Raw genomic sequence first — 17,925 nt, forward strand, 5'->3', positions numbered from 1 at the left:
CGCTTACTCTTTTTTGGCCCCGTATCACTAATTTTTAATTATGATAAATTAATTAAGATCTTTGATCTTTATTATGTTGATAATCTCTTCTTCCTGATCTTCTCGGCTTTCTGCCACTTCCTCCGTGACCACCTTTATTCCCGCTAAAGGAAGGTTTACCACGTCTTGAAGAAGATCTATGCCCATCTTTTTTCATTGGTAGAGGGCGTTCTTCTGTAATATGAACAGGTGTTTTATCCGGTTCTTTAGTCATTAATTTAAGTGATGCAGCAATAATTTGGGTCGCATCATTTTCCTCTAGTAATTCCTTTGCTACTGAAAGATAATCGTTTAGATTTCCTTCTTTTACTATATCAGAAAGTTTTTCCATTGAAACGCGAATTTGACCTTCTAATGCTTCATCCCAACTTGGCGGACGCATAGGCATCATTCTTTTTTTCGTTGTTTGCTCAACAATTTTTAAATAGCTCATTTCACGAGGATTTACAAATGTAATAGCCATTCCTTCTTTACCTGCACGGCCAGTTCTTCCAATACGGTGAACATAGCTTTCAGGATCTTGTGGAATATCATAATTATATACATGTGTAACACCTGAAATATCTAATCCACGAGCAGCAACATCTGTCGCAACAAGAACATCCACTTTTCCATCTTTAAATTTTCTTAATACGGATAAGCGCTTTGCTTGACTTAAGTCGCCATGAATTCCTTCTGCCATATATCCTCTTAAGTTTAGGGCATTTGCCAGTTCATCAACACGACGCTTTGTACGACCAAATACAATTGCAAGTTCTGGTGATTGAACATCAATTAAACGTGAAAGCACATCGAATTTTTCTCTTTCCTGCACTTTTACATAATATTGTTCAATTAAAGGAACCGTCATTTCTTTTGCTTTCACACGGACTAATTCCGGATCATTCATAAATCTTTCAGCAATTCTTCGAATAGGATCAGGCATAGTTGCTGAGAAAAGTAATGTTTGTCTTTCCTCCGGCACACTAGATAAAATGCTTTCAATATCATCAATGAATCCCATATTTAACATTTCATCTGCTTCATCAAGTACTAAAGTAGTTACTTGGTCAAGTTTTAATGTGCGGCGCTTGATGTGATCAAGAATCCGCCCTGGAGTACCGACAATAATTTGTGGGCCTTTTTTCAACGCTTTAATTTGACGTTGAATATCTTGCCCGCCATAAACAGCTAATACACGCGCTCTTGCATCGTAACCAATTTTATATAATTCTTCTGATACTTGGATAGCTAATTCACGGGTAGGGGCAATAATAATACTTTGAACATTTTGGTTTTTTGTATCAATTTTTTCAATAAGCGGAATCCCAAAAGCAGCTGTTTTACCAGTACCAGTCTGCGCTTGCCCAATAATATCCTTTCCTTGGGTACTTAATGGGATTGTTTTTGCTTGAATTGGTGATGCTTCTTCAAAGCCCATTCTTTTTAATGATTTTAAAATTGAGGGGCTTAAATTTAACTCTGAAAAATTCGTCAATGCTTCTCATTCTCCTTTATAACTTAACAGGGCCAAGTAAACCTACATACGATTAAGGTTCGTTTCCCCGATACCATACAAAAAATAGACACTCTTTATTAAACATTGTTATAATCTATGCTACAAGTAAAATGTATACATTACTCTCTAAATAGTAGGATTGTCACATATAGTAGATCATTTTCTAAAGAAAGTAGAATACAGCTCATGTTATTTTCTTACATATATCAAGTTTAAGAAAAGAGCCTTTGTAAAAATAAAGAGTTCCGGCAAAAAGTGTAAACGATGTACGGTTATGGTACCATTAATAAGCTTGGATTTCAACGCGCAAGATATTCCAAATTATCATCATTATAAGGAAACTATCATAAAGTATTCCCTTTTTAGATGGGAAAAATAATTTTCTTTTTTTTACATAAAGAAATTATTTTACTCTTCCAATTCTTGCACAACTTCTTCTAATTTCATTCCTCTTGAACCTTTAACCAAAATCCACTCATTCCCATTAATAACAGATTTCAAATGCTGGACAAGCTCTTGTTTGTCCATAAAGGCAAAAACTCGTGTTTCAGGAAAAGTTAATTTTGCACTCTCAGCTATATAATTACCCAATTTTCCGTAGGTAAACACATATTTTATTTTACTTTCTTTCAGTTCTCTTCCTACTTCACGATGAAACTCCACCTCATTATCCCCAAGTTCTAACATGTCGCCCAACACAACGATTTTATCATCTGCATCAGCTAAAGTTTCCAACATATGAATAGCTGCTTTCATTGAAGTAGGACTGGCATTATATGCATCATTAATAATCTTTGTACCTTTTATACCTGTATGCTTTTCCATGCGCATCGAAGATAATTTAAGTGCTTTTAGGCCTAATTCAATCTCATCCATTGATAGTCCTAATTCAAGTGCTGATAAAATTGCTGATAATGAATTTAATACATTATATTCGCCGAGAACTGGAAGATAAAGTTCTTTTTCTGGAGCTTTGTTGATACTATAAACACTTCCATTATTTTGCTGCTCAATAGAAATAGGATATAGATCATTCACTTTGGATTTGCCAAATGTTTGGATTCGAAAATTCTTATATTGATCTACACGTTCTCGAAGAAGCGGTTCATCCCCGATAAAAATAAATAGTCCATCTTTTTTCAAACCATTTGTAATCTCGAGTTTTGCCTTAGCAATGCCTTCTCTAGAACCAAGATCTTGAAGATGGGCTTCACCAATATTTGTAATAATAGCAATATCTGGTTTCGCGAGCTTTGTTAAAAAGTCAATTTCACCTTTAGCACTCATTCCCATCTCTAATACAGCTACATCAGTATCTTCTCTTAAAGAGAGAATTGTTATTGGTAACCCTAAGTGATTATTAAAATTTCCCTCAGTTTTTTGAACATTAAACTTTTCACTTAATACAGCTGTTACCATATCCTTTGTAGTCGTTTTCCCATTACTACCAGTAACTCCAATAACCTTAATATTAAGTTGATCTCTATAACTTCTTGCAAGATCCTGTAAAGAATGCTCCGTATTTTCAACAACTAGAATAGGTAAATGGTAGGGAGGATTTGGCACATCCTTTTGCCATAATGCAGCACTAGCACCGTTTTTAATTGCGTCTTCCACATATTGGTGACCGTCAACATTATTCCCTTTAAATGGAATAAAAAGGTTTCCTCTCTTCAATTTACGCGTATCAATACATACTCCAGTTACTTCGATCTCAGAATAATTTGATACATCATTTTCTACGTGGATCATTGTTGCTAATTGTCCAATCGTTCTTTGAATCATGCTTTTTCCTCCAAATAAAAAGACCATTTTTAAGTTACCCTTCTTAAAGAGATTTTACTTTTTGGAAAAAAACTTTAAGAAGGGCAAACTAACTTAAATAACTCTATATTTTAAGGGTATTCTACTTTTTTTTAAAAGCTATGCTTGATCTTTTGTTTATCCTCATGGCGTTCTATAGCAAGCTGTATTAATCGTTCAATTAGCTCTGGATAGTCTACTCCTGTATGTTTCCACAATAAAGGAAACATACTAAAAGGTGTAAATCCTGGCATCGTATTTACTTCATTTATAAGAACTCTATTCTCTCTCGTAACAAAGAAATCTGCACGGACTAAACCTGAACAATCTAGTGCTTTAAAAGCTGTTATCGCCATACTCTTTAATTCTTCATACACATGAGTAGAAACCTCTGCAGGTATAATCAAGGCTGTTTCTTCATCGCCGTACTTCGCCTTATAATCATAAAAATCCTTTTTAGCAACAATTTCTCCCGGCAACGAGCATTCAGGGTTATCATTGCCAAGAACACCTAATTCAATTTCCCTTGCAATAATGCCTTCCTCCACGATCACTTTTCTATCAAATTGAAATGCTTCAATGAATGCATTTTCTAGCTCCTTACGATTCGTACATTTACTAATTCCAACACTTGAACCTAGGTTAGCCGGTTTAACAAAACACGGGTACCCTAATTCTGCTTCAACTTTTCTGTAAGCTTCCTCATTATTATGATCCCAAGAGCTACGAATAAACGAAACATATTTCACTTGATCAAGTCCTGCTTGAGCGAATAAGTTCTTCATAATGACTTTATCCATACCAGCAGCGGATGCAAGTACTCCATTCCCTACATATGGGAGGTTCAATAATTCTAGCATTCCTTGTACTGTGCCATCCTCTCCATTTGGTCCATGTAGTAAAGGAAAGATAACGTCATATCCAGTATTTTCACCTAATGATGTAGATAGGGCGTTTGGAACCATTTCTTGACCATCAGAAAATGCTAAAGCTTTTACGTTTTCTACAGGTCCAACAATTTGTGGTCCTTTAATCCAGTTCCCTTCTGCATTAATAAAAATTGGATCAATCTCAAATTTCTCGAGATCCAGAGCTTGAATGACTGCCTTAGCTGTTTGTAATGACACTTCATGTTCCGCTGACTTACCACCATAAAGTAAACAAAGTTTGGTTTTCATGTTAATCCCCCATCATCATTAGATACTATATTATAAAGGCTAATTTTATAAAAATTCATGATAAATGCCTATTTCATCTTATGAAAAAAGTCTTTATCTGTGCCTAAAACCTTATTAGACGGTAATAATATTAGCTTAAAGAAAAAAATAAGTAAACCCATTGACCATATTATAGTCAATGGGCAAAAAAGCAGAAGACGCCTTGTTCATCGACATACGACGAGTAAAATTTGAAGTGCTAATTTCACCTTCGTATCCTCGATAAAAGATAAAAGAAATACATCGAAGAGTCGATGTTAACTTATCGTAGCGTAGATACTTTAGTCGATAGACGCTAGAGCTAAACTAAGTCTAAACTCGTAAATGATTTTAGATGATGTTAATACTTATACATTTTGATACGTTAAAGAGAATGACAGCTCTTATTTAACATAAGCTTTCCATTCTTTCTCCTTGCGATCAAAAACAATTTTTCCATCTAATGGGCGATCGTGTATTTCCTTATACTCTTCATACATTTCTTCCATATCATAAAAATCACCGATAACCCAGATTGGAATCTCTACAGAGGTTCTAGTATGTACAGCTTTTTCAATCGAAATAATCATTCCTTCTTTCATCTCTTCAATGAAAGGATAAAGAATTTCTACTGGAATCTCAGGAATTTCTTTCCTTTTCCTTCGGCCAAAAAACGTCTTTTCTCCCTTATCATTTAACTTCATGGAAATTGAACTTCCTAAAGTTATATAAAAATCATCCATCGTGCGATAATATGTTTTATTTAGCCAGCCGTCCTCATGAGACAAATAAGCAAAACGATTGTTCAACTTACGGTAAAATGGAATGCGCAAATGATTTTTAATATGTCCTAAATAAAGTAATTCAGCTATTTCCTGTCCATCTAACCTATTCAAGGCTTCCTCATCATCAAAATCAATCCAACAGAAATCACCATATGCAGCTACATTATCTTCTATAAGCCGCTTAATGGAATCAGCATCTACATATTCAAGTAATGTATGAAGATTAAAGTTTCCGTCCTCATAACGATGACGAAGCAAAAGAAGGTTGGATAAGTCCGGAAAAGCTTGGCAAAATTCATGAAATTCGATTCCATATGTTAAAACATAATGGTCGACATGATTCATATGTGCATAGATGACTCCCAGATTCGCAATATGATTTTTCAATTGGGTTCCCTCCGAAAAATGTATCTCCTCATCACCTAGGGATACGTAAAAAAACAGCTTCAATGTTGAAACTGTTCTTCCATCCATTTTTATATTCTTATTTTACCAAATTCATAAAATAAATCCTCATATTTTTGAAATTTTCTTTGGATCAGTTCTTTATGATTTATAGTATTCTTTAATATTTCGGGAATATTACATAGAAAAGCAAAGGTTTTAATCAAACCATAACAGGATAAAAGTCTAATATACGCCAAACTAGGAGGTGAAATGAGGCTACCGCATGTTACGGAATCCTCATATTATGCCTATACTAAATCTTATTATCATTATTATTCTCATCGCAATTACAGCTTTCTTTGTTGCCTCCGAATTCGCTATCGTTCGTGTGCGTACGTCGAGAATTGATCAATTAGTTGCAGAGGGCAACATTTCCGCCCTTACAGTTAAAAAGGTGATTTCAAATTTAGACAGTTATCTATCAGCTATTCAATTAGGGATTACAGTTACTTCCTTAATCTTAGGATGGCTTGGTGAACCTACTGTGCAGGTGTTACTAAAGCCGATATTTGAAACAATCAATATCCCAGCTTCTCTAGCCAGCGTTCTTTCATTTATTCTTTCCTTTGCACTTATTACATTTTTTCATGTAGTTTTAGGAGAATTAGCTCCAAAATCGTATGCTATTCAAAAAACTGAAGCAATAACCTTAATCGTTGCGAAACCATTGGTTTGGTTCAACCGTATTATGTTCCCGTTTATTTGGGCATTAAATCAATCTTCTCGCTTAGTTACGAAATTAGTTGGTTTAGAACCAGCTTCAGGAAATGAATTAGCTCCATCTGAAGAAGAATTAAGAATCATACTCTCTGAAAGTCTCAAAAGTGGAGAAATAAACCAATCGGAATATAAGTATGTCAATAATATTTTTGAGTTTGATAATCGAATTGCCAAAGAAATTATGGTACCTCGTACTGAAATGGTCACATTGGAAAAGGATTCTACAATAGATGAAATATTAGAGATCGTCAAAATTGAAAAATTCACAAGGTATCCTGTGACAAATGGGGACAAAGATAACATTATTGGGATTGTTAATATTAAGGAAATCTTAACAGATTGTATTTTCAACGAATGCCTTGAAAATAATCCGATTGAAAAATACATAAAACCAGTACCAAGGGTCATCGAAACTGTTCCAATCAAGGGGCTTTTAGCAAAAATACAAAAAGACCGTACACATATGGTTATTCTTCTAGATGAATACGGAGGAACAGCTGGCCTAGTAACTGTGGAGGATATTCTTGAAGAAATTGTTGGTGAAATTCGTGATGAGTTTGATTCAGACGAAATTCCAGTTATCCGAAAAATTAATGAAAACCATTTTATTTTTGATGCAAAAGTATTAGTGGAGGATGTTAATGACCTTCTAGGGACACATATATATGATGAAGAAATTGATACTATCGGTGGATGGCTATTGACTAAAAAATATGATTTACGCAAAGGAGACATCATTGAGCTAGAGAACTTTCAATTTATCGTATCAGATATGGAGGAATCTCATGTTCAATATGTAGAAGTTAAAAAAAATCAGTAAAGTTATTTACTTAAAAAAGCTTATCCTTTTAGAAAAAGGAAACCTTTTCTCTATTTAATCGTCTTAATAATAAATGGATGTGTTAGGAGAAATTAGGTGAAATTAATTTGAAGAATCAACAAAATAAATTAATAGATAAAATTGATTGGACATTAGTATTGCTTTTATTCCTATTTTTTATCGTCAGTTCTGTGTCAATTTACAGTGCACAAACAGATAATCAATATGGAGCAAACTTTGTTAAATCACAGGCTATGTGGTATATCATTGGAGCTGGGGTCATTGGTTTTTCATTATTATTCGATCCAAGTCAATATAGAAAATTATCTTGGATTTTGTATGGTTTCGGGATTATGTTACTTTTAGGACTTATTGTTCTTCCCCATTGTCAGCAAGGCTGTATAGTTGCGGAACGAAACGGTGCAGCTAGCTGGTATCAAATTCCTAAATTAGGCTTAATCCAGCCTTCAGAATTCATGAAAATCTTTTTAATTTTAACACTAAGTAATATCATCGCATCTCACCATGAAAAAAATACGATAAAAACAGCTAAAACTGATTTCTACCTACTACTAAAGATCGGCATAGCCTCCCTTCTTCCAATTGGATTAGTTTTACATAATGACCTCGGTACAAGCCTAGTAATGATGGCAATCGCCTCAGGTCTAATCTTAATCTCAGGAATAACATGGAAGATTATTGTCCCACTATACGCCTCTGTTATATCTATTGGAGGAACGATATTATACTTAGTTGTCTTTGCGCCGGATTTGTTAAAAAAATATTTAGGTGTCAAAGCCTATCAATTTAGTCGCATTTATATTTGGCTCGACCCCTCAATTGATCCTGAAGGAGACGGATATCATTTGATTCGAGCGATGACAGCAATTGGTTCAGGAGAAATTACCGGAAAGGGCTTTTTAGGAAAAGAGGTCTATTTACCAGAAAGGCATACAGATTTTGTATTTAGTATCGTAGCAGAGGAATTTGGATTTGTAGGTGCAAGTGTTGTTATCTGTTTATTTTTCGTCCTAATTTATCATTTAACAAAAACGGCATTACAAACAAAAGATCCATTTAATTCATATGTTTGTGCAGGGATCATTTGTATGATTGCCTTTCACGTATTTGAAAATATTGGAATGAGTATTCAGGTACTCCCTATCACAGGAATTCCTCTTCCTTTTATTAGCTATGGAGGCAGCTCATTAATGGGGAATATGCTAGCAATTGGCTTAATTTTTAGTATTCGTTTTTATCATAGAGAATATATGTTTTCATCGGATAACTAAATGTTACCTTTTTTGATAGAAGGGGTTATTTTAAAACATTGTTGCTATTTAAGCGGACAGTTTGTATCAATAAGCGGTACTTAAAGAGGGCGATTGATTACTTTGAAGACGGAAATTCCGGCGACACGGGAACCTTTATGAGCCAATAATTACCCTAAAGAAGGAAATCCCGGCGGCACGGGTACCTTTGGGGGCGATTGATTTCCTTATAGAAGAAATTCGCGGCAGCACGGGAACCTTTATAAGCCATTGATTACCCTAAAGAAGGAAATCCCGACGGCACGGGTACCTTTGTGAGCCATTGATTACCCTAAAGAAGGAAATTCCGACGACACGGGTACCTTTGGGGGCGATTGATTACTTTGAAGACGGAAATTCCGGCGACACGGGAACCTTTATGAGCGATTGATGACCTAGGTATAAAAGCCGGCAGGTTGATTTTTACAAAAGCAACAACTATGCGTAAACAATAGGAAAGAAGCAAGAATACTGTACAAATTCCCCCCATAAAATAAAGTATGATAAGACTTCAAAAAAAGTATCACGTTTGACTGTACGGTTTGTTTTTTTTATAATAGTATTAATTACTTATATGAAGGGGTGATCGGATGGGGCTGTATATCGTATTGGCGAATTAGCATCTTTAGCAAATGTTTCAAAAAGAACAATCGATTATTATACTAGTATTGGTCTTTTGCGGGCGAATCGCTCAAAGTCTAATTATCGAATTTATGAAACAGAAGCACTAGATGACTTAAAGTTTATAGAAGATTGTAAGAAGCTGTCCCTACCCCTTGATACGATTCGAAAAAAACTTGAAATAAAAAAGGGAAGGACACTAGATGAGAAGTTGCTTACACAACGCCTTGATTTTGTCTATCATCAAATGAAACAATTAAATAGTGACTTATCCGATTTAATTTCAGTGCTTGAAAAATTGAGCCAAGAGGAAAAGGAAACTTTTTACAAAAGACTTCTATCAGAAAGTACATGTTTACAACAATCTATAAATCTATTAACAAAATAGGAGGTGACTCCTATCTCGTTTTACTTACGGGATAGGTAAACTTATTTGGACGACATATTTAGGCTTGTGCTTGTTTTTATAATCATAGCACTTTCCGCATTCTTTGTTGCATCGGAATTTGCAATTGTAAAGGTAAGAAGTACACGAATTGATCAGCTTGTTGAAGAAGGAAATAAGAGGGCTCTTGCAGCTAAGAAAATACTTTCTAACTTAGATGAATACTTATCTACCGTTCAGCTAGGAATTACAATCCTTTCCTTAGTTTTAGGATGGATTGGGGAGAAAACGGTTTCTCATCTGTTAATGCCAGTATTTTCTTTTATTCATATTACCGGCCCATCTGTACATGTAATTTCAACCATTCTCGCATTTCTACTAATTACGTTTGTTCATGTAGTCGTAGGTGAATTAGCGCCTAAAACAGTGGCGATTCAGAAGGCTGAAACCATTAGTTTATTAACGTCTCGACCACTTATCTTAATTCATCGTATTCTTTACCCATTCGTATGGCTTTTAAATACTTCTTCTCGACTTGTAACAAGATTATTTGGTCTTAAAATAGTTAACGAGAATGAGTTAGCCCATACTGAAGAAGAATTAAGAATAATTGTTTCTGAGAGCTACAAGAGCGGTGAAATTAACCAATCTGAGTTTAAATATGTAAATAAAATATTTGAATTCGATAATCGAATTGCGAAGGAAATTATGGTCCCACGTACAGAAATTACATCTCTTTCAAAAGAAGATTCTTTTGATGAGCTGCTACAAACGATTCGTGAGGAACGCTTTACACGCTACCCTGTCATTGATGGGGATAAGGATCATATAATTGGAATGGTGAATGCGAAGGAATTACTAACGGATTTACTTAGTGATTCGGATCGAAATAAGTCGACGCTTAATTCATATATTCGCCCAATTATACGTGTAATTGATACAATTCCTATTCAAGAGTTACTATTAATGATGCAAAAAGAACGCATTCATATGGCCGTATTAATCGATGAATATGGTGGGACATCAGGACTTGTTACGGTAGAAGATATCATCGAAGAAATTGTTGGTGAAATCCGCGATGAATTCGATATGGATGAGGTACCACTTGTTCGTAAAATAAAAGAAAATCACTATATTATTGATTCAAAAGTATTAGTCTCAGAAGTTAATGATCTCCTTGGTACGAATATAAATGATGAAGATATTGATACAATTGGCGGATGGGTATTAACAGAGAATTACGAAGCCAAACAAGGGGACATCATCGAATATGAGAACTTTGATTTTATCATCAAAGAGATGGAAGATTTACATGTTAAATATGTTGAGGTGAAAAAAAAGCTCGCACAAGACATGAAGCTTCCAAAACAGCTTCCGATTACAAATTCTGAAGCGGCATCAATATAAAAGTTAGGGTGACTAATCGTCACCCTCTTTTTTTTACATTTCTTTCGGTGCTTTCATACCTAATAATTGAAGACCTTCTGTTAAAACTATTGTAACAGCCTTTACGATCGATACTCTCGATTGTAAATGTTCATCCTCCGCTAATATTCGAATCTTCCCGTAGTATTTATTAAAGGCTTGACTTACATGAATTAAATATTTGGCTAAAATAGATGGAGCGTACTGTTTATAGGACCTTTCAATGATCCTTGGAAATTCATTTAACAATTTTAGAACATCCCAGCTTTCATCATCATCTAAACCTTCGAAACAAACATCTGTGCCTTTATATTTTCTTAAAATAGAATGAGCTCTTGCGTTTGTATACTGTACATATGGACCTGTTTCCCCTTCGAATGTAAGCATATCTCTAAGGGAGAACTCTATATTATTCATCCGATCGTTCTTAAGGTCATGGAAAATAACCGCTCCAACTCCCACTGCATTTGCTACCTCATCTGGATTATGAATTCCAGGATTTTTCTCTACTATATTCTTTTTAGCCAGCTTAATTGCTTCATTCAATACATCCTCTAGTAGAATCACTCTCCCCTTTCTAGTTGACATTTTCTTTCCATGTTGCAGGATTAATCCAAAGGGGATATGCTCCATTTGCTCTGCCCAAACATAACCTAGCTTTTTCAACACACCTTTTACTTGTTGAAAATGAATAGTCTGTTCCTGTCCAACGATATACAAGGCCTCATCAAATTTATATTCCCTTTGACGAAAAAGAGCAGCTGCTAAATCTCTTGTCGCATAAAGTGTAGCTCCATCTGATTTTTTGATAAGGCATGGAGGTATTTGTTGTTCATCAAGTCGTACTACTTCTGCACCATCAGACAATTCAAGCAAGCTTTGCTCCTTTAACATTTGAACAATTTCATCCATCTTGTCATTATAGAAGGCTTCTCCTTGAAAAGAATCAAATTCTATACTTAGTAGATCATAAATCGATTTAAATGCACGTAGGGATTCATTACGGAACGATTCCCAAAGCTTTAAATATTCACTATCTCCATTTTCTAACTTTTTGAAAGCTGCTCTACCCTCATCCTCTAGGTATGGATTCTTCTCAGCTTCTTGATGGAATCGCACATATAGATGAAACAATTCACCAATAGGATTAGCAGCAACTGCCTCCTCGTTTCCCCACCTATGATACGCCACAATCAATTTTCCAAATTGAGTTCCCCAGTCTCCGATATGATTAATTTTCACCGTTCGGTATCCACACTTTTTCGCTAGATTCGCTATAGCATTGCCAATAACAGTTGAACGCAAATGGCCCATCGAAAATGGCTTAGCAATATTTGGCGATGACAAATCGAGTACAACCGTCTTTTCCTTACCAATTTCACTACTACCATAATTCTGTTCTTGATGAAGAATCGGGTTTATTATAGCTTTCCCTAACTCTTTTTTAGAGAAAAATATATTTACATAAGGCCCTACAGCATCGATTTTTGAAAACACTGTATCATTTATTTGAGAAGCAAGTTGTTTGGCGATTTCGATCGGTGAGATCTTTTGTATTTTAGCCAGTTGAAAACAGGGAAATGCCAGATCTCCATGCTCATCATTTTTTGGTGTTTCGATCAGGCTATAGATTTCTTTAGTAGTTAAACTTCCTTTTAAAACTTCACTTAACTTAGTTGAGAATAATGCTTTTAAATCCATAAAGATTCCTCCTTTTTCTTACGACTTTTAATTGTTGCTTCTGTAAAAGAAGATCTACTGCAGCTTTTACACCTAATATAGGCTTCATTTGAAATTTACAGCTCAGTTCTCAGTGATTTGAAGGAGGCAACCTATATGAATCGATGTTTCCCAAGTTCTCGGGTTTCATTCACTCCCTTTGGTTACTGTGCATTCCGGCGACGGTCCTTCTTGGGATTCATTCACCCTCTTTGGTTACCTTGCAATCAGCTAGAGCTCCTTTCGGGTTTCATTCCCTCTCTTTGATTACCACCCGTTCAGCACGGACTTTTTCTCGGGATAGAAAATATTAACGATAAAAAAGCTCGCCTCTTATAAAATAAGAGACGAGCTAAACCCGCGGTACCACTCTACTTGTTCAAATTACCGACCACTTTACCTTATAACGGGAGCTCCCGACTAACTCTACTTTAATACGTATTCGAATTAGCATCTCAGAAGTGCGCTTCATTTATCGATTCATACTAGGCTCCCACCATCCCCAGTTCGCTAATTGAATTGCGATAAACTACTCTCTTCATCACTGATTTTTTTGAAATTTTATTAAATATTACATGGTTAATACTTATAATGCAAGAAGTTTTTTAAATTTATTGAATTAATGCTGCCCCAATACTCCTTTTATCATAGCTGTTCTTTCACATCGTTTGAAAACTGCGATACCAATAATTAGATAGACTACTGCGTTAACAATTAAAGCTGTATAGTCTCCTAATGAAAAATCTCCTAATCCATAATTATGGATCATTATTCCTCTCGACATATCTACTCCCTTAACTACTGGCAGAAAGACTAAAAATGGCATACTTGAAACTGGAGCAAAGGTTAGTCCCATTAAGATAAATTGAAAAATTTGCAGAAAGGAACCAATTTGCTTAAAAATGATCGCTAATCCAGCAATCATAAAGCTTACGCCGATCATACTTACCAATGTCAAGATCAATATCGGAATAATGGATAATACATCTACGTTCAGCCATGTATTTGTCGTTAACATCGATAAATACAGGAGAATAATAATCATGATCAACTGAATGATTGTTGTTGAAACAATCCGTGAAAGTAAAATTTTCCATGCTCCCATCGGCGACATATAAAGCTGTTCAAGAGTTCCTAATTGTGCTTCATTCATAATACTCCAACCAATTCCCTGCATCACCATCATAGCTAAAAACCAAAATAAATAGTTAACAATTGTATTTTGTACATTCACTTCTACAGTGGATGGATCACCTACAATTTGTATACCAAAAAACAAAAATAAGAATATCGCATAAAAAGTAATTAATTCACTAATTGTATTCGGTAAATATCTTTTTAAATAAATATACTCCCTTCGGAAATTCGCTTTAAACAGATACAGCCACTTCATCACTGAACTCCCCCTTAACAATTTTCATAAAGACCTGTTCAAAGTCGATGATAGAACGGTCAATTTTTTCTATCGCTATATTTCTGTTTTTAAATATTTCAATCACCTTGTAAAAATCATCACTGTGTTGAATGGTTACCGTAATAATTGATTGACCATTTTCATTTGTATCTGTATGTACAATAAATTGCTCTTTTACTTTATTAAGATCCTCTTCAGGTAATGTAGCTCCTAATGTAAATGAATATGCCTTCGTATCAAATAATGAGAGTAAATTACTTACACTATCATCCGTAACAATTCTACCTTTGTTAATAATAATTACCCTTTCACAAATCTCCTGCACAACAGGCATATCATGTGAGCTAAGTAGAATTGTTTTATTATAATCCTTTGCGATTTCCTTTAATAATTTTCTAATTTCATAACTAATTTCAACATCTAATCCTAATGTTGGTTCATCAAGAAAAATAATTTCTGTATCTGATAAAATTGCAATCGCTATAGATAGTTTCTGTTGCATCCCTCTTGATAATGAATTAACCATCTCATTCGACTTTTCTGTTAAATTTAGTCGATCTAACAAGTCATCAATCCGTGCTGATATCTCCTTTTTCGACATTCCTCGATTTCCCGAGAAATATTCCATGTTTTCTCGTACCGTTAATCGCCAATATAAATTTCTATTTCCTTCTAATACAGCTGAAATATGTCGAAGTGCTTTCAAACGATTCTTTGCCATATTTATTCCATTAATAATTACTGATCCTTCATTCGGTAATAACAGACCACACATCATTTTGATCGTCGTTGTTTTTCCTGCTCCATTTGGTCCTAATAGGCCAATAACTTCTCCCTTCTTAACCTGTAAAGATATACCTTTCACAGCCTCAATAATTTCATTCGACTTTCTCTTCTTATAACTCTTTTTAAGATTTTGAATATCGATAATATATTCCATTCCCGCACCCCTCCAGATTGAATTTTCTGTATTTATTATACAATATTATTTTCAAATGTTTTCCATCCAGAGGCGGAATTTCCATCAGACCTTCTTTACATTTATAAAAGCCAGCCAAACTATCATTTTCTCAAGGACTAACACGCTTAGAATGACTTAATTAAAAAATGCTGTTCTCATTTATTGTTTCAATAAAAGTAGCAGTCATTATGAAGTTTTTAGTGAAATGAGTGGGAACAGTCTACAAGCTAAATGAATGAATTAAGAACAAAAAAAATAAACTAGACAATCTTGTCTAGTTTATCTTATCTTAATGATGTAATTTCGGATATTTAGGGATGTTTTTAACTTCGCCCAGCACTTTGAAGATTTCTAGTCGGGATTTCGTTTTTGAAAGCTTTACCCCAATTTCCGCAAAGTTTGCAATGACTTTCTTTAATTGATCATGATCTCTTTTCAAGGAAGATCACCTCTTCAAATATAACATCTCCTCATATTTTACCCTAAACAAACTGCGATGTATATTGATTTCAAAAAATTTTAATATTTTTTTGTTTAATTCTTAACCATTTCTACATCTGATTCTGTATGATACACCATCTTTTCTTTACTCATTAGGAAAATGAAAATAAAAGCAAGAACAGCAGGGACTAATGCCCACATAAAGGTTTGAACAATTGATGACGATAGACTGGTTGTTATTTTCTCAAGAATCTCTGCTGGCATCTGGCTCCTTGCATCTGCTGCTAGAATTGCATTAGGATCTATTGAAGTACCAGTAGGCATTGGACCCATATTTCCGAATGCAACTTCCATTTTATTCGTAAATACATGATTTTGTATCATACCAAAAACCGTTATTCCGATCGTCATTCCTAAAGAACGAACAAAGTTACTTGTCGATGTTGCCGAACCCCGTTGCTCCATTCCAAAGCTATGAATGGCAGCCATTTGTAGGACAGAAAAAGAAAAACCAACACCTAATCCTAGAATAATCATATAAAGAGTTAACATGTATCTTTTTGTCTCCGGTGTTAAGGTTGTTAATAATAAAATACCAATGATCATAATCGCCCCTGAAAGGAACATAATATTTCTATAACGCATTTTTGTTGTTAGAAATCCCCCTATTTGGGCTGTAACAACAGAACCCAGCATCATTGGAAGGAGAATTAAACCTGAATTGGTTGCACTTCCTCCGTACACACCTTGCACGAAAATAGGAATATACACAGTTGCTGCCATAAATGCTGCACCATAAAATAAGGCTACGATTGTACTACCAGCAAACAATCTTTTTTGAAACATCGGAAAAGATATAATCGGTTCAGATGCCTTTCTTTCAATCAAGATAAAGATGGATGCTAATACAACAAACCCAGCAAACAAGCTTATAATCGTCGATGAATCCCAGTCATACTTTTTACCACCAAGTTCTAGGGCAAACATCAAGCAAACAACAGCACCAACAAGGGTAATGGCACCCCACCAGTCTATTTTTTGTTGTACATGTAGCTTTGATTCCTGATAAAATACTATGACAAATACTAAAGCTAAGATACCTAATGGAAGGTTAATCAGAAACACCCAATGCCAACTAATATAATCTGTAATATAAGCACCAATTAATGGACCAAAAATGCTGGAAAGGCCAAAAACTGCACCAAATAAACCTCCCATTTTCCCCCGTTTTTCTGGTGGAAATATATCAAAGACGATCGTAAAGGCAATGGGCACCAATGCACCTCCACCTATCCCTTGAATAGCACGATAAATGCTTAATTGCGTAATACTTCCAGCTGTTGCACACAGAATGGAACCTAACATAAATATTATTAAGCCCATAATAAAGAATCGTTTCCTACCAAACATGTCTGATAGCTTTCCAAAAATAGGCATTCCCGCCATCTCAGCTACCATATAAGCAGATACCACCCATACAAAACTGTCTATACCATCTAAATCACCGACAATGGTTCCCATTGCAGTAACAACTATGGTATTATCCATCGAAGCCATGAGTATACCTAATAATAGACCTGCTACGACAAATCCTAATTTACTATTTTTATTTACCATACATTCAACTCCTTGTTTTTATAGCAATCTGTTCTCTTTTACTTCTGTTGATTTATGCTGTTTAAGACTCTCTTTATACTCAACCAATTCAATATTGCAGCCGGGTCCTAATTCGACACTTTTCCCCCTCACAACTTTGGCAGTTGTGTACTCTAGATAAATATGATCACCTTCTACTAATTCAGTTGATAGAGTCCCCTCACCTTTTCCTATCCCAAGAAACGTTGACCTTCTCTTTATAGAAATCGTTTCACCGCCTATTTCTGACACTCGATTGTCTCCAAATTTCATACCAATATTGACTTTTTCAGCATTTAATAGACCATCAATTTCAAATCCACCATCCAATTGTAGGTTTTCTACCTCACAGTTACCTTTAACTGATATGCCTCCTTTTACATCGAGCTGTTCACCAAGTATATTTCCAGCTACATCCCCAGTCCCACGAATGGAAATTTTCACACCAGAAATATCTCCAGCTACATCCATCGATCCATAAACTTTAATAATCTCTGATTTTATATTTTGATGCAGTTCAACAGTGCCATATGCTGCAAATGCCTGTGCCTTCACGTTACCTAATAATGAACCATTGCCATGAACTTTAAATTGAAGGCATTCTATATCATCAGTAATCGATCCATCGCCTTTAATCTTGACCTTGTCAAAATGTCCGCCTCCACTACTTCCTGATCCAAATATATTGATGTTCCTTTGTTCCATT

14 protein-coding genes and 1 other annotated feature are annotated in these 17,925 nt (G+C 35.0%); of the genes, 4 read left to right on the forward strand and 10 right to left on the reverse strand.

Annotated elements, in window-relative coordinates:
• Positions 1–52: 52 nt before the first annotated feature.
• The 4 genes from cshA to I5818_RS24250 all read right to left on the reverse strand — a co-directional run bounded on the left by cshA (position 53) and on the right by I5818_RS24250 (position 5,708).
• Positions 53–1,516: a degradosome RNA helicase CshA gene (gene cshA / locus I5818_RS24235; RefSeq protein WP_058005310.1), complete on the reverse strand. Its 1,464-nt coding sequence runs from the start codon at positions 1,514–1,516 to the stop codon at positions 53–55.
• Between the two features lie 429 nt (positions 1,517–1,945).
• Positions 1,946–3,322 (reverse strand): UDP-N-acetylmuramoyl-tripeptide--D-alanyl-D-alanine ligase, encoded by a 1,377-nt coding sequence (locus I5818_RS24240; protein WP_078110899.1) that lies wholly within the window; start codon positions 3,320–3,322, stop codon positions 1,946–1,948.
• Between the two features lie 131 nt (positions 3,323–3,453).
• Positions 3,454–4,518, reverse strand: a complete 1,065-nt coding sequence (locus tag I5818_RS24245) for a D-alanine--D-alanine ligase (RefSeq protein ID WP_078110898.1) — start codon at positions 4,516–4,518, stop codon at positions 3,454–3,456.
• Between the two features lie 422 nt (positions 4,519–4,940).
• Positions 4,941–5,708, reverse strand: a complete 768-nt coding sequence (locus I5818_RS24250; protein ID WP_078110900.1) for a hypothetical protein — start codon at positions 5,706–5,708, stop codon at positions 4,941–4,943.
• Positions 5,709–6,012: 304 nt separating this feature from the next.
• Between I5818_RS24250 and I5818_RS24255 the strand changes: the two genes are divergently transcribed.
• The 4 genes from I5818_RS24255 to I5818_RS24270 all read left to right on the forward strand — a co-directional run bounded on the left by I5818_RS24255 (position 6,013) and on the right by I5818_RS24270 (position 11,031).
• On the forward strand, positions 6,013–7,308 hold the full coding sequence (locus I5818_RS24255; RefSeq protein WP_058005329.1) for a hemolysin family protein: 1,296 nt from the start codon (positions 6,013–6,015) through the stop codon (positions 7,306–7,308).
• Between the two features lie 107 nt (positions 7,309–7,415).
• Positions 7,416–8,600, forward strand: a complete 1,185-nt coding sequence (locus I5818_RS24260; protein WP_058005307.1) for an FtsW/RodA/SpoVE family cell cycle protein — start codon at positions 7,416–7,418, stop codon at positions 8,598–8,600.
• Between the two features lie 625 nt (positions 8,601–9,225).
• Entirely contained in the window at positions 9,226–9,627 is a 402-nt protein-coding gene (locus I5818_RS26325) for a MerR family transcriptional regulator (protein ID WP_058005306.1), read from the forward strand.
• Positions 9,628–9,672: 45 nt separating this feature from the next.
• Positions 9,673–11,031 (forward strand): hemolysin family protein, encoded by a 1,359-nt coding sequence (locus tag I5818_RS24270; protein WP_078110897.1) that lies wholly within the window; start codon positions 9,673–9,675, stop codon positions 11,029–11,031.
• 33 nt (positions 11,032–11,064) lie between these two features.
• On the opposite strand, the gene argS is transcribed toward I5818_RS24270, so the two are convergent.
• The 6 genes from argS to I5818_RS24300 form a co-directional block, all read right to left on the reverse strand.
• Positions 11,065–12,750 carry an arginine--tRNA ligase gene (argS, locus tag I5818_RS24275; protein ID WP_078110896.1) on the reverse strand — a complete coding sequence of 562 codons (1,686 nt, stop codon included), beginning with the start codon at positions 12,748–12,750 and terminating at the stop codon, positions 11,065–11,067.
• A 358-nt stretch (positions 12,751–13,108) separates the two neighbouring features.
• Positions 13,109–13,322: a binding site (T-box leader), on the reverse strand.
• A 65-nt stretch (positions 13,323–13,387) separates the two neighbouring features.
• A complete protein-coding gene (locus I5818_RS24280; RefSeq protein WP_078110895.1) occupies positions 13,388–14,161 on the reverse strand; it encodes an ABC transporter permease in 774 nt (257 codons plus the stop codon).
• Entirely contained in the window at positions 14,139–15,122 is a 984-nt protein-coding gene (locus tag I5818_RS24285) for an ABC transporter ATP-binding protein (RefSeq protein ID WP_058005302.1), read from the reverse strand. The genes I5818_RS24280 and I5818_RS24285 overlap by 23 nt, the downstream gene beginning before the upstream one ends.
• Positions 15,123–15,432: 310 nt before the next feature.
• Complete coding sequence (locus I5818_RS24290) at positions 15,433–15,582, reverse strand: Lmo0850 family protein (RefSeq protein ID WP_169792996.1); 150 nt, start codon at positions 15,580–15,582, stop codon at positions 15,433–15,435.
• A 95-nt stretch (positions 15,583–15,677) separates the two neighbouring features.
• Positions 15,678–17,201: an MDR family MFS transporter gene (locus I5818_RS24295; protein ID WP_078109317.1), complete on the reverse strand. Its 1,524-nt coding sequence runs from the start codon at positions 17,199–17,201 to the stop codon at positions 15,678–15,680.
• Between the two features lie 18 nt (positions 17,202–17,219).
• The gene (locus I5818_RS24300; protein ID WP_058005300.1) at positions 17,220–17,924 is read right to left on the reverse strand and encodes a hypothetical protein; all 705 of its coding nucleotides are present in this window, start codon (positions 17,922–17,924) and stop codon (positions 17,220–17,222) included.
• Position 17,925 lies beyond the last annotated feature (1 nt).

The organism is Heyndrickxia oleronia, from assembly GCF_017809215.1.
GTDB lineage: Bacteria > Bacillota > Bacilli > Bacillales > Bacillaceae_C > Heyndrickxia > Heyndrickxia oleronia.